This window comes from Staphylococcus sp. 231237_7MaSpsaltlick (assembly GCF_043107035.1).
On the sequence record NZ_JBICNX010000014.1, the window covers coordinates 15,157 to 27,263 of the forward strand.

At 32.1% G+C, this 12,107-nt stretch carries 15 protein-coding genes; 5 read left to right on the forward strand and 10 right to left on the reverse strand.

Going from position 1 to position 12,107, the window contains the following annotated elements:
- Nucleotides 1–144: 144 nt before the first annotated feature.
- A complete protein-coding gene (locus tag ACF91D_RS21070) occupies nucleotides 145–663 on the reverse strand; it encodes a type 1 glutamine amidotransferase domain-containing protein (protein WP_042739167.1) in 519 nt (172 codons plus the stop codon).
- A gap of 94 nt (nucleotides 664–757) precedes the next feature.
- The gene (locus ACF91D_RS21075; RefSeq protein ID WP_107513199.1) at nucleotides 758–931 is read right to left on the reverse strand and encodes an SE1561 family protein; all 174 of its coding nucleotides are present in this window, start codon (nucleotides 929–931) and stop codon (nucleotides 758–760) included.
- A 259-nt stretch (nucleotides 932–1,190) separates the two neighbouring features.
- On the opposite strand from ACF91D_RS21075, the gene yfkAB reads away from it, so the two are divergent.
- Nucleotides 1,191–2,342: a radical SAM/CxCxxxxC motif protein YfkAB gene (gene yfkAB / locus ACF91D_RS21080; RefSeq protein WP_107526969.1), complete on the forward strand. Its 1,152-nt coding sequence runs from the start codon at nucleotides 1,191–1,193 to the stop codon at nucleotides 2,340–2,342.
- A 561-nt stretch (nucleotides 2,343–2,903) separates the two neighbouring features.
- Here yfkAB and ACF91D_RS21085 read toward each other — a convergent pair.
- The 3 genes from ACF91D_RS21085 to ACF91D_RS21095 all read right to left on the reverse strand — a co-directional run bounded on the left by ACF91D_RS21085 (nucleotide 2,904) and on the right by ACF91D_RS21095 (nucleotide 4,983).
- Nucleotides 2,904–3,425 carry an acyl-CoA thioesterase gene (locus ACF91D_RS21085; protein WP_042739169.1) on the reverse strand — a complete coding sequence of 174 codons (522 nt, stop codon included), beginning with the start codon at nucleotides 3,423–3,425 and terminating at the stop codon, nucleotides 2,904–2,906.
- Between the two features lie 121 nt (nucleotides 3,426–3,546).
- Nucleotides 3,547–4,782, reverse strand: a complete 1,236-nt coding sequence (locus ACF91D_RS21090; RefSeq protein WP_119624575.1) for an aminopeptidase — start codon at nucleotides 4,780–4,782, stop codon at nucleotides 3,547–3,549.
- 18 nt (nucleotides 4,783–4,800) lie between these two features.
- Nucleotides 4,801–4,983 carry a DUF1128 family protein gene (locus ACF91D_RS21095; RefSeq protein WP_082039199.1) on the reverse strand — a complete coding sequence of 61 codons (183 nt, stop codon included), beginning with the start codon at nucleotides 4,981–4,983 and terminating at the stop codon, nucleotides 4,801–4,803.
- A gap of 154 nt (nucleotides 4,984–5,137) precedes the next feature.
- On the opposite strand from ACF91D_RS21095, the gene ACF91D_RS21100 reads away from it, so the two are divergent.
- The 3 genes from ACF91D_RS21100 (at nucleotide 5,138) to ACF91D_RS21110 (ending at nucleotide 7,170) form a co-directional block, all read left to right on the forward strand.
- Nucleotides 5,138–5,602 carry a low molecular weight protein-tyrosine-phosphatase gene (locus ACF91D_RS21100; RefSeq protein ID WP_107526967.1) on the forward strand — a complete coding sequence of 155 codons (465 nt, stop codon included), beginning with the start codon at nucleotides 5,138–5,140 and terminating at the stop codon, nucleotides 5,600–5,602.
- A gap of 6 nt (nucleotides 5,603–5,608) precedes the next feature.
- On the forward strand, nucleotides 5,609–5,893 hold the full coding sequence (locus ACF91D_RS21105) for a magnesium transporter CorA family protein (RefSeq protein ID WP_042739173.1): 285 nt from the start codon (nucleotides 5,609–5,611) through the stop codon (nucleotides 5,891–5,893).
- Nucleotides 5,894–6,096: 203 nt separating this feature from the next.
- On the forward strand, nucleotides 6,097–7,170 hold the full coding sequence (locus ACF91D_RS21110) for a YihY/virulence factor BrkB family protein (RefSeq protein ID WP_107526966.1): 1,074 nt from the start codon (nucleotides 6,097–6,099) through the stop codon (nucleotides 7,168–7,170).
- 52 nt (nucleotides 7,171–7,222) lie between these two features.
- On the opposite strand, the gene vraR is transcribed toward ACF91D_RS21110, so the two are convergent.
- The 5 genes from vraR to map all read right to left on the reverse strand — a co-directional run bounded on the left by vraR (nucleotide 7,223) and on the right by map (nucleotide 10,843).
- On the reverse strand, nucleotides 7,223–7,852 hold the full coding sequence (gene vraR, locus ACF91D_RS21115; RefSeq protein WP_042739175.1) for a response regulator transcription factor VraR: 630 nt from the start codon (nucleotides 7,850–7,852) through the stop codon (nucleotides 7,223–7,225).
- Entirely contained in the window at nucleotides 7,842–8,885 is a 1,044-nt protein-coding gene (gene vraS, locus ACF91D_RS21120; RefSeq protein WP_042739176.1) for a sensor histidine kinase VraS, read from the reverse strand. The genes vraR and vraS overlap by 11 nt, the downstream gene beginning before the upstream one ends.
- A complete protein-coding gene (vraT, locus tag ACF91D_RS21125; protein ID WP_107526965.1) occupies nucleotides 8,882–9,583 on the reverse strand; it encodes a cell wall-active antibiotics response protein VraT in 702 nt (233 codons plus the stop codon). Before vraT ends, vraS begins: the two co-directional genes overlap by 4 nt.
- 16 nt (nucleotides 9,584–9,599) lie before the next feature.
- Nucleotides 9,600–9,986 carry a hypothetical protein gene (locus tag ACF91D_RS21130; RefSeq protein WP_107526964.1) on the reverse strand — a complete coding sequence of 129 codons (387 nt, stop codon included), beginning with the start codon at nucleotides 9,984–9,986 and terminating at the stop codon, nucleotides 9,600–9,602.
- 104 nt (nucleotides 9,987–10,090) lie between these two features.
- Nucleotides 10,091–10,843 carry a type I methionyl aminopeptidase gene (gene map, locus ACF91D_RS21135; RefSeq protein ID WP_107526963.1) on the reverse strand — a complete coding sequence of 251 codons (753 nt, stop codon included), beginning with the start codon at nucleotides 10,841–10,843 and terminating at the stop codon, nucleotides 10,091–10,093.
- A gap of 174 nt (nucleotides 10,844–11,017) precedes the next feature.
- On the opposite strand from map, the gene ACF91D_RS21140 reads away from it, so the two are divergent.
- Complete coding sequence (locus ACF91D_RS21140; RefSeq protein WP_107526962.1) at nucleotides 11,018–12,004, forward strand: FUSC family protein; 987 nt, start codon at nucleotides 11,018–11,020, stop codon at nucleotides 12,002–12,004.
- Nucleotides 12,005–12,107 lie beyond the last annotated feature (103 nt).

Here is a 12,107-nt window from a genome sequence, read left to right on the forward strand (position 1 = left end):
GGTATCAAGGTATGCAAGCAATAACAAGCCCATCAAAGATTAAAAATCTTTGATGGGCTTAATGCTGGGTATTTATGTCCCAGACTCAAAATGATTTAAAGTTGATGACTTAAATAATTATCAAGCACTGTGTTTACGTTATAACTAGTCATTTAGTTGATTAACGATTTCTCTATTGAAATCGTCTAAATCGTCTGGTGTACGGCTTGTTACGATATTTTTATCAACTACTACTGATTCATCGACTACTTGCGCACCAGCGTTAGATAAGTCTTTACGTACATTTAATACAGCAGTAAGTGTACGACCATTTAAATCATCTGTGTCAATTAAGATTTGTGGACCATGGCATATAGCAAATGTTGGCACGTCATTTTTAGTGAAGTACTTAGCAAATGTACCGTATCTACCTTCAGAATCACCACGTAAATGGTCTGGTGAGAAGCCACCTGGGATTAATAAACCATCATAGTCTTCCGGTTTTGCATCAGCAATACTTAAATCAACAGTGGCTTTTGCGCCATGTTTCCCAACGACTTCACTGTTTGCTTCATCACCAATAATAACGACTTCATGACCAGCCTCTTCAATTGCTTCTTGTGGACTTGTTAATTCAATATCTTCAAATTCATCAGTTACAATAACTGCTACTTTTTTAGCCATGTAATATCACCTTTCTCTTTTATGTTCTATATTTTATATAGACAAAAGTAAAGTGTTTTAAACATTATTAAACAAATCTGAATACCTATAGATACTATTGATCATTTGATTTAGATACTGTTTTAACTTTTTCCTCTAATTGATCTAAAAGTCCGATCCATTCATCAATATCTTCCACTCTAACCTCATCAGGGTTTACATGATCAATGTCATCAATGAATTTTTCTAATCTTGTTTTAATTTGATCAATTGTTTGGTTTTCATTCATTTTGTAAGGAACTCCTTTATATAAGATATGTTAATCCTAACATGAATTTGACAAAAATAGGTATAGTCTGAATAATATTTATAGTAAAATAGAAGAATTAGTACTATTATCATAATCATTTATATACCTATAATGATTACTACATATAATTTAATTCATTATAAGTAGCTATTAGTAATGATAAATGTTCAATCTGTACATGATAACCGCTAATCAATTCATTTAAATATAGAAAAGCAAAAAGAAGGAAGTTTTAATAATGCTAAACACTAGTGTGAATACTAAAAAACCTATCACGATTACTAACGACGCTTGGGAATCATATAACGATATTCAGGCACATAATCAATTGACGTTGAGTAATATAGAATTTACGACAACTAATTTATGTAATATGCGTTGCAGTCATTGTGCTGTAGGCTATACATTACAAACAACGGACCCTGACCCATTACCAATGGATTTGATTTATCGCAGATTAGATGAAATCCCACACCTCAAAACGATGTCAATTACTGGTGGAGAGCCAATGTTCTCTAAAAAATCTATAAGAAATGTTGTTAAACCATTGTTAAAATATGCCTACGATCGTGGCATCTATGTCCAAATGAACTCAAACTTAACATTGCCATTAGATAGATATTTAGACATTGCAGAATATATTGATGTAATGCACATCTCTCACAATTGGGGAACAATTGATACATTCACCGATGTTGGCTTTGGAGCAATGGAAAAACAACCACCAATCAAAGCTAAATTAAAGTTATACGATCAAATGATTACTAATGCACGTACATTGTCTGAACAAGGTATGTTTATATCTGCAGAAACAATGTTAAACCAAAGTACCTTACCCCATTTAGAAAAAATACATCAAGAAATTGTAAATGATATGAAATGTAGTCGCCATGAAATACATCCGATGTATCCTGCTGATTTTGCCAGTCAATTAGAAGTCTTACCATTAGCTGATATGAAAAAAGCAATTCATCATTTATTAGACTTTCGTGATCCTAATACTTGGATGTTATTTGGTACATTGCCTATTTACCCTTGTATCAATGATGAACAAGACCAAGCATTACTTCAACGATTACGTGATACTGAAAATGTTACTATGAGAAATGATCCTGACGGACGAAACAGATTAAATGTCAATGTGTTTACTGGTAATGTCATTGTGACTGACTTTGGTGATGAAAATGGAACTATTTCTAATATCAAATCAGATAAATTACCAGATGTCTTTAATCAATGGTTACAAACACCTTTAGCACAATCATTAAATTGTCATTGTTCAGAATTTAGTTGTTTGGGTCCAAATGTATTAGTAAAAAATATGTATTACCCTAACACTGACTTTAAAGAAAAAGAACGTCAAATGCACCGTATATATTCAATGACATAAAATCATATGTAATAAGTATTTATAAGTGAATACATTACATGCGCCTGGGACATTCGTCTTACAGACTAAAATAAATTCGATGACTTTTAACATCCTTTTAGGATGATAAGAAGAAGCACCATAGAAATGGTTGCATTCATTTTTGTGAAATTGTTTCTACTAAATAATTTATAATTGGTGCGATGTCGGATTTAGGTATAAGTATTACAGTTTCCATTGGTCGAGTTAATTGAGATATATTTAAAATTTTTATAAATAAGACACCTCGTTAATTTAGTTTAGTATGTTTATTAAATTATACGAAGTGTCTTATTTTTTGTAGTAATGACATATATGCACTTCGTCTTGTTTTCGAGACACCTGAGGGATTAGGATGAGTGCCAAGACCAAGGCTCGACCCATCCACTTAGGTGAGCGAGCAATAACAAGCCCATTAAAGGTCAAAAACCTTTGATGAGCTTTACGAAACAATGACTTACAACACAACATATAAAAAAACTACCTACAAAACAATAATGTTCTGTAGATAGTTTCATCATTTAAGAATTTAACACCTATACTTTATTCTATTTTTTGTACATTCGACAAAAATTCTATTGTGTTTTTACTCTCTGTTCGACGTTCTTTACGTCGTTTAACGCGAGCAGGCGCCGTATCATGGAACCATTTTTCAGTTTCAGATTCAGGATATACGTCTGGGACTCCAACAGGCTTACCTTGATCATCCAATGCAACAAATGTTAAAAAACTAAGTGCTGCTAAATGACGTTCATTATTCAATACATCTTCAATTATAATTTGTACACATACTTCCATAGATGATGTGCCTGCAAATGTGACCATCGCTTCGTAAGATACAACATCTCCTGTTTTTATTGGCTTCAAGAAGTCTACAGAATCCGTAGACGCTGTCACCACTTGTGCATTACTATGTTTCATAGCTGTAATAGCAGCAATTTGATCAATATTAGCCATCATAGTTCCACCAAACATTGTGTGATGGTGGTTAGTGTCTTGTGGAAAAACTTGTAAAGCCTTCACACTACGTCCTTCTGACATTGGCTTACTCTTTCGATTTCCCATATATACTCATATCCCCTCTTTAAGTCGTATGACCTATCTGTAAATTATTTATACAAACAAGATTTAATTCAATTTTTCCCATTATAATTTTCATCATCGTTTATATCTCAGTTATTAGAATTTATGCCCAATTACCATTTTCAAATACTAATTCCTTTTTACCATCTTGTGTAATGCCATATATTGTTAAGTCCGAACTTCCAATCATAAAGTCAACATGTATTAATGAATCATTTAGTCCATTCTCTATTTTCTCTTCAGTAGTCATTTCTGTACCACCTTGAAGGTTAAATGCATATGCAGCACCTAATGCAACATGACATGATGCATTTTCATCAAATAACGTATTATAGAAAATCGTATTTCTATTTGAAATTGGGGAATCATCAGGTACTAATGCAACTTCACCTAAACGTTTGGCACCATCATCAGTATTTAATAAATCTCTTAATACCGCTTCCCCTTGAGCTGCTTCAAAATCTATAACTTCACCATCTTTGAACGTAAGTTTAAAGCCATCTATAATGTTACCATTATGGCTTAATGGCAGTTTATTCGTTACATAACCATTTACTTTCGCTCTATGTGGTGCAGTAAACACTTCTTCAGTAGGAATATTGGCAACAAATTTTTGTCCTTTACTTGTATAGCTTGTCGCGTCTTCCCAGATATGGCCATCAGGTAATCCTATTTCTAAATCTGTGCCTTCAGATATATATTGTAGCGCTTTATATTGTTTACTTTGTAATTTTTCTGCATGTTTACTTAAGTTAGCAACATGATTTTTCCAATTTTCAACCGGATCATTGCCATCTACACGAACAATATCTAACACTTCATCAATAAATTTCTCATATGCATCAGCCTCATTTAACTCAGGATATACACGTTTCGCCCAAGCTTTAGAAGGATATGCGGCCACACACCATGGAAATTCATTTTTCTGACTTTTTTCCATATAGCCTTTATACGCAATTGAATATGCACGTTGGAAAGTTCCTAATTTATCATTTTCAATTCCGTTCAATAAGTCTGGATCTTGAGTGATTAACGCAAGATTTGCTGCACCTCTATTAACATAATCCATTCTTTTTTCTACTTCATATGCTTTAACTTCATTATTCTCAAAATGGTCTAACGATTCATGTTCAAATTTCAAACGTGTTAAACGATCATCACTATATTCAACCTTAACATCTGAAGCTCCTCTTTCATAAGCAGCTTCGACTATGTAATGTGTCAATTCTAATGCGTCTACACTTGAACGAATAAATACCGGTTGCCCTTTTTGTATATTCATACCTACATTTACGAGTAATTGCGCATATTGCTGTAACTTATCTTGTAAATTTGTCATATTAACACGCTCCTTTGTTTATTTGCGAAGTTGCCCAAGTGCATCTGCAATAGCCGCTGTTTCACTTGGAGTAAAAGAATCTTTAGAAGTAACATACTCATGGATTTCTTGCACTTCTTCTTCATTCGCAGTCTTATATTTTTCTGGATCAATTAAACTTTGATTAACCAAGTTTAATTTTTCACGAATTTCTTCAATCATTTGTTCATTTCTTGTTGTCACAGTACTCACCTCTTTTTACGTTTTATTTTATCAAAATTACCTATCTTGTTAAACTTTTATCATAAATGCCCTTTAGAAATGATTAAAAAAGCTTTAAAATGGGAATTAGGATTATACAATTTGGAGGTACACAATGATTTCAGTAGCATTTGTTTGTCTTGGAAATATTTGTCGTTCACCTATGGCTGAAGGCATCATGAGACAAAGATTACAAGATCGCAACATTACCGACATAAAGGTGTATTCACGAGGTACAGGTAAATGGAATCTCGGTGAACCACCACATGAAGGTACGCAAGACATACTATCACGAAATAATATTTCGATTGATGGAATGATTAGTGAGTTATTCACATCTACAGATGATTTCGATTATATCATTGCAATGGATCAAAGTAATGTAGAAAACATACGTAACATCAACCCAAATATCAAAGGACAATTGTTTAAACTATTAGAGTTTAGTGATATGGAGGAAACAGATGTCCCGGATCCATACTATACAAATAATTTCGAAGGTGTATATAAAATGGTACAATCATCTTGTGATAATTTAATTGATTTTATACTTAAAGATTCAAATTTAGGAGAGGGGTAACACGACATGCAAAACAAATTAATACCGGGAATTTTATTAGGTGCTGTGATTGGAGGCACTATAACTTTAGCAGATAAATCAACACGCCAATCGTTAAAACAATCAATTAAAGATGCTAAAGAAGGTAATCGTTCACAAAAACCTTCAAAAATTGGGAATATTAAAGATGAAGTTCTTTATTGGAAAGATGTAGTTGAAGAAATTAGACGCAACAATCCAGAATTAGAACGTTCATTAAAGGATGCAAAGGATACATTTGTAGACCGTAAAAATAATCGTTTAAATGGTTAACTTTATTTAACTACTTTGCAAACAATACTAGAGCGCATTTGCTCTGGTATTGTTTTTTTATACAATCAAAAGTCTCAACAATATTTTTAAAAAAGATAAATTAGAGTTTTATAGAAAGAATCACGTAACACATATTTACCAAAAACAATTTTTACAGTATATTAAAGTGGTATATGAAAATATAATACATAAGGAGCTTTGATATGTCTAAACAAAAACGAAGTACTTCTGAATTCCTTAATGAAATTAAAGAGGAAGAACAAGAAACACATACTCAAAATGAACATAAAAGTAAATCGAAACGTGATCGAACTTATATTACACCTGATCAATTCAAATCAAAGTCAGCAAAGAAAGAAAATCAAACATTTTTTGTATCTCGAATTAATAAACCTGTAAAGTATACCAAGGATTCTAATTTTTTCTCATATTTAATTTATCGTATTGGTAAAGATGATGCATCAGGTCTATCTGCACAATTATCATATTACTTTATGCTATCACTTTTTCCAATGTTACTATTCTTATTGTCTATAGTTCCTATGGTAGGTATAAAACAGTCGACGATTCGTTCTATGATTAAAGAACATGTACCACCAGATTATGCACCGCAAGTATCATCTATCATTGGAGATATCATGGGTAACGCAAGTAGTGGCTTACTTTCAATCGGTTTAATAATGGCATTGTGGTCAGCTTCTAATGGTATGACCGCAATCATGAATTCATTTAACGTTGCATACGATGTTGAAGATAGTAGGAACTTTATCGTCTCTAAATTACTCAGTGTACTTTTCACACTAGCAATGGTTATTATCTTCCCAATTGCAATGATTTTACCAACATTCGGCCAGCAAATTGGTGCACTCCTATTTGGTCCACTCGGTCTTGGTGAACAAGTTAAGATTATTTTTAACTTAGTGAGATTTATTTTACCTCTCATTATTGTGTTTATAGCTTTTGTTGTATTGTACACATTAGCACCTAATGTGAAGATTAAAATGAAATCTGTTATACCTGGTGCTATTTTTGCAACAATTGTATTTTTAGGTGGGACTTACCTATTTAGTATTTATATTTCTAATTTTGCCAACTATTCTAAAACATACGGTAGTATCGCCGGGGTTATCATATTAATGCTTTGGTTATACATTACTGGTTTTATTATCATTATTGGCGCTGAAATTAATGCAATTATGCATCAACGAAAAGTAATCGCCGGTAAAACACCAGAAGAACAAACATTAGCAGAAATCAATAATCAACAGAATGTATAAATATAAAATTAATAATAAAAAGGACAATCGAAATAATCGATTGTCCTTTTTATTATTGAATTAAATTATGTTGAAAGGCATAGATAACAGCCTGTGTTCTATCTTGAACTTCAAGTTTACTCAATATATTACTAACATGTGTCTTAACGGTCTTAATTGTTATATGTGATGCGCTCGCGATCTCTTGATTTGAATAACCTTTAGCTATAAGTAATAAGATTTCCATTTCTCGCTCTGTCAACATTTCATACAATTCTGCACGTTGTTTCATTCTATTACGCATTTTCACTAGTACTTCTGCTTCGAAAACAGATTCACCAGCATGTGTTTTCCTAATTGCCTCAGCAATATCACTTGCACTTGTTGTCTTTAGAATATAACTATCAACCCCTGAATCTAGTGCTCGATATACTTCGTTATCTTCTATATAACTTGTTAACATAACTACTTTGATTTGAGGTAAGTCCTTTTTAACTTGCTCGGTAGCTTCGACACCGTCCATGTCATCCATGAGTAAATCCATCAAGATTAAATCTGGTTGTAGTTCATGTGCCTTTTCAATAGCTTCTTTTCCTGATTTACCTTCTCCTACCACATCAATATCTGACTGTGTTGATAAATAACTTGAAATTCCTATTCTAACCATTTCATGATCATCAACAAATAATACTTTAATCGTCATTAGACTCCTCCTTATTTAACGGTGCTTTCACTTCAATTCTTGTACCTGCATCAGGTAACGATACAATATGGAAAGTCGCGCCAATTTCAAGTGCACGTTCTCGCATATTTTTCAACCCATAACTTTGCTCTAATTTATCATCAACATTAAAGCCTTTCCCATCATCTTGAATGCGTAATAAAAGATAATCTTCTTTATTAAATAATTCAATCGTAACTTTGGTTCCTTTAGAATGTCTTAATGTATTAGAAATAGCTTCTTGCGTTATTCTAAACAAATGATCCTCGATTCCTTTAGGTACTTTAAATTCTTCGATATCATGTACAACCTTCATAGGTACTTTCTTTTGTAAATCAACGACTAAATCTTTAATACCTTCACCTAATGATTTATCTTTTAAACCAATTGGTCTCAAATGTAAGAGTAAAGCACGCATTTCTAGTTGTGAATCTTGAATCATTTTTTCTAGGACTGGAATTTGTTGGTTTAAAGGTGGCTCCAAGTTCGATTCTTTAATAGCTGAAAGCATCATACTCGCAGCGAACAATTGCTGACTTACAGAATCATGTAATTCTCTAGCTAACCTTTGTCTTTCATCTTCTATTATTTTTTTAACCTTAACGTCATTAATATTGTATGACTCATTTGTTAAATTTTGCGTCTTCATACGCAGTTTATGTACCTCTTGATTAAGTGGCACTAAGGTTTGATATAATTCGATTGTTTCATTGTACAGCTCAATATTTTGGTCATTAATCCCTACTGTTTGACCTTCAATTGAACGTTCTATTTGGTTTTGTAACCAATGATTTTGTTGATTTATTTTATAAGCTAAAACAGAACCCACAATGATGCATAACAATATTACTAGTAAATTTAGAAAAAGTAATACTGGAATACCAAAAATTTGTGTGTAAAACATGCCTTGGAAATACATGATATTTACAAACACTTTATCTATAAAAAAGATTGCAAAAAATGTACTATAAACTAATATTAACATCGAGCCAATCGCTCTTATATAGTGATTCACTTATAAATCACCTCAACATCACCTAAGAATGTTGAAACAAAGATATTCACAGCATAATTTTCAGCTTTAGTCTGTTCTTCAACCTTTATATTATTGTTTTCCACTTTGTAAGACTTATCATTGATATAAGCATTACCATATAAAGTGGTGAAATTTAATTTAATATTATAATTAAGCGGAACAATGATTTGTACTTTACCTAAAATATGTCTCACAACAACTGTATTATTTTCCTTAATATTCGCTGCTTTTGACATATCTATATGGACATCACCAATGCCATGTTGAACCTGTAAATCTTCCCATTTATATACATAAACTGGTGTGCGTTGTTCACCAAACCATTTTTGCTTAATAAACTCGGGTGACTCTACATCTTCGTCCGTTGCAACAACTTTTAATGGTTTAAATCTATAAATAATATATCTCACAATTAAGACAATTAAAAAGATAAATAAAATTATAATAGTGTATTTATTAGAGAGTAATGTAAAGGCAATAAATAATGTTCCTATCCAAAAAGACAATAGTCCTCTTACTTTATGAAAATATAAGTAACCTACATAAACTAAAATGCACCCTAGTAATAACACTAATAAGAAGCCAATCTTTTCAAAGAAAATGTAATAAAAATTGGCTATGATCATTAAAGCTGTAAATATGATCAACATTTCAGTTGATATATATTTATGAGTCATGTTTCGCCACCTTTCTTCAAGCGACTAAACTAATACGTTCGATTAAATCACATTCTGTTTCTACATTCGCTTTCTCTGTAGCTTGCTGTGATAAATCGGCTTCAATTCTCGCGTAGTCTGCTTCCATTCCATTTAATTTATTTTTAATATTTTCAATTTCATTATCATCGATTTCCTTAGCGCAATAAATATGTTTTTCCTCTATTTTATCGATATATTTATTCTCTAAGGTTAAAGTTAAACTGTCAATTAATTCTTCTAAATATGCTTTTCTTTCAATTAAGTATTTGATATATAATTCGATGCTTCTTAATTTTTTATCTAATGCATCTCTGTATTCTACTAAACTGCTATAAAATGTATTTCTCGTAACTTTTTCTAAATATAACGTAATATAATTCATAGAATCACCTCATGCTTGATTAGATTCTATTATAAAAAATATCCGGAGCCATTGTAATAGGCTCCGGAACCATCTTATATTAGGACTTTAGACCGAAACACCTTTTAATCTATTTTAGTAGTTAAAACAGGTCCATCTTTTGTCACAATCACTGTGTGTTCAATTTGTGCAACAAAACTTTTATCTTTTGTTTCAAATGCCCATTCATTTTTACCTTCTGTTACGAATGTAGCATTTGTTGAAATAAACGGCTCTACTGCTATTACAGTGCCCTCTTTTAATAATGTTTTATCTTTTGGATCATAATAATTCATTACGTGGTTTGGTGCTTCGTGTAATGATTGGCCAACACCATGCCCCGTTAGGTTTTTGATTACTGTCAAATCATTTTTACGTGCTGTTGCGTGTACAGCCTTCCCGATTTGACTTAATTTCGTGCCTGGTTTCACCTTTGTCATTGCCGCTTCAAATGCTTCTAAAGCCACATCGCATACCTTTTGCTTTAATGGATTATCTGATTCACCGACTACAAATGAAATTCCAGTATCTGCATAATAACCATTCTTTAATGCAGAAACATCTATATTTACCAAGTCGCCTTCTTTAATTGTGCGTTTACCAGGTATACCATGAGCAACTTCTTCATTTACACTAATACATGTTTGCCCCGGGAAGTTTTCATCATGGATAGGTGCAGAAATTGCACCATGTTCTTCAAATAAATCCTTTGCAATATCATCTAATTCTTTAGTTGTGATACCAGGTACTGTAGCAGCTTGCATTTTGTCGCGAACTAAAGCACAGATGTAACCAATGTCTTTTAACGCAATTAATTCTTCTTCTGTTTTTACAATCATTTTATCCCGTTCCTTTTTAAAATTTATATTCTTTCTTATTATAGCAGATTTTTTTTGATATAATAAATTAGAAAAATTCAACAAGTACAGTTTAACACTATACTTGAATGAATCATACGGCAACTTTTGTTTATATACTACGTTTGATTTTTTAATCTACTAGGAGTTTTGTTAATGAATGATAATTGGTATAAACGTATTATCGGTGCAAGAACAATTAAAACAGGTTTAGCTACATTTTTAACTGCATTTTTTTGTTTAGCCTTAGATTTAAATCCTATTTTCGCAATATTAACAGCTATCGTAACAATAGAACCAACTGCTAAAGCATCATTAAAAAAAGGCTACAAGCGTTTGCCTGCAACTGTAATAGGTGCATTATTTTCTGTTGTATTCACCTTTATCTTTGGTGACCAGTCGCCATTTTCATACGCCTTTAGTGCAACATTTACTATTATTTTATGTACTAAACTTAATTTACATGTTGGTACCACAGTAGCAACGCTTACAGCGATGGCGATGATTCCAGGTATACATGAAGCATACTATTTCAATTTCTTTTCGCGTTTATTGACTGCCATTATCGGATTGGTCACTGCTGGGTTAGTCAACTTCATCATCTTACCACCCAAGTACTATGATCAACTTGAAGACAATATTAATTTAACGGAATCTTTGATGTATGATTTATTCAACACACGCATGAAACAACTGTTACTTGGGAAGTTTACTAAAGGAGCACCCTTTAATCAATTGAACGCATTGTTAGATTTAAACCAAAAGGTAGAAACACTGCTATCCTATCAAAAAGACGAACTCAGTTACCATAAACATCATGACGATGAATGGATCAGACTTAAATCATTAACGACACGCTCACACACCAACAGATTATTTATCACACATCTTTCTAACCTTGTTTATTTACCTAAGGATACATATGAAGTGTTTACTTGCGAGGAACGTCTTGCAATACTTAATATTGCACACAGTATTAGTGAAATTCATAAAACCGGACATTTCGAAAGACAACGACGTGCTGCTTCCGTGTTAAAAGCATCTGTTAAAGGGTTAGATGAATTTGATGACAATCAAATAAAGAGCCATATTATTTACGAAATATTATTAATTTATCGTATATTAGATCATCGATTTGCCTAAATTTTTGCAATCGTTTTCAAACACTTTACTCTTCTTGTCATTCAGTTTCAAAAACAAGGTTCATTTAAAGTCTTTATTGGTAATCGTCTAGACTTTGTTTATT

What these genes read in the sequence shown, in the direction of transcription:
- ACF91D_RS21070 (WP_042739167.1), bottom strand. Translation starts at nt 663, where the DNA reads ATGGCTAAAAAAGTAGCAGTTATTGTAACTGATGAATTTGAAGATATT.
- ACF91D_RS21075 (WP_107513199.1), bottom strand. Translation starts at nt 931, where the DNA reads ATGAATGAAAACCAAACAATTGATCAAATTAAAACAAGATTAGAAAAA.
- yfkAB (WP_107526969.1), top strand. Translation starts at nt 1,191, where the DNA reads ATGCTAAACACTAGTGTGAATACTAAAAAACCTATCACGATTACTAAC.
- ACF91D_RS21085 (WP_042739169.1), bottom strand. Translation starts at nt 3,425, where the DNA reads ATGGGAAATCGAAAGAGTAAGCCAATGTCAGAAGGACGTAGTGTGAAG.
- ACF91D_RS21090 (WP_119624575.1), bottom strand. Translation starts at nt 4,782, where the DNA reads ATGACAAATTTACAAGATAAGTTACAGCAATATGCGCAATTACTCGTA.
- ACF91D_RS21095 (WP_082039199.1), bottom strand. Translation starts at nt 4,983, where the DNA reads ATGATTGAAGAAATTCGTGAAAAATTAAACTTGGTTAATCAAAGTTTA.
- ACF91D_RS21100 (WP_107526967.1), top strand. Translation starts at nt 5,138, where the DNA reads ATGATTTCAGTAGCATTTGTTTGTCTTGGAAATATTTGTCGTTCACCT.
- ACF91D_RS21105 (WP_042739173.1), top strand. Translation starts at nt 5,609, where the DNA reads ATGCAAAACAAATTAATACCGGGAATTTTATTAGGTGCTGTGATTGGA.
- ACF91D_RS21110 (WP_107526966.1), top strand. Translation starts at nt 6,097, where the DNA reads ATGTCTAAACAAAAACGAAGTACTTCTGAATTCCTTAATGAAATTAAA.
- vraR (WP_042739175.1), bottom strand. Translation starts at nt 7,852, where the DNA reads ATGACGATTAAAGTATTATTTGTTGATGATCATGAAATGGTTAGAATA.
- vraT (WP_107526965.1), bottom strand. Translation starts at nt 9,583, where the DNA reads ATGACTCATAAATATATATCAACTGAAATGTTGATCATATTTACAGCT.
- ACF91D_RS21130 (WP_107526964.1), bottom strand. Translation starts at nt 9,986, where the DNA reads ATGAATTATATTACGTTATATTTAGAAAAAGTTACGAGAAATACATTT.
- map (WP_107526963.1), bottom strand. Translation starts at nt 10,843, where the DNA reads ATGATTGTAAAAACAGAAGAAGAATTAATTGCGTTAAAAGACATTGGT.
- ACF91D_RS21140 (WP_107526962.1), top strand. Translation starts at nt 11,018, where the DNA reads ATGAATGATAATTGGTATAAACGTATTATCGGTGCAAGAACAATTAAA.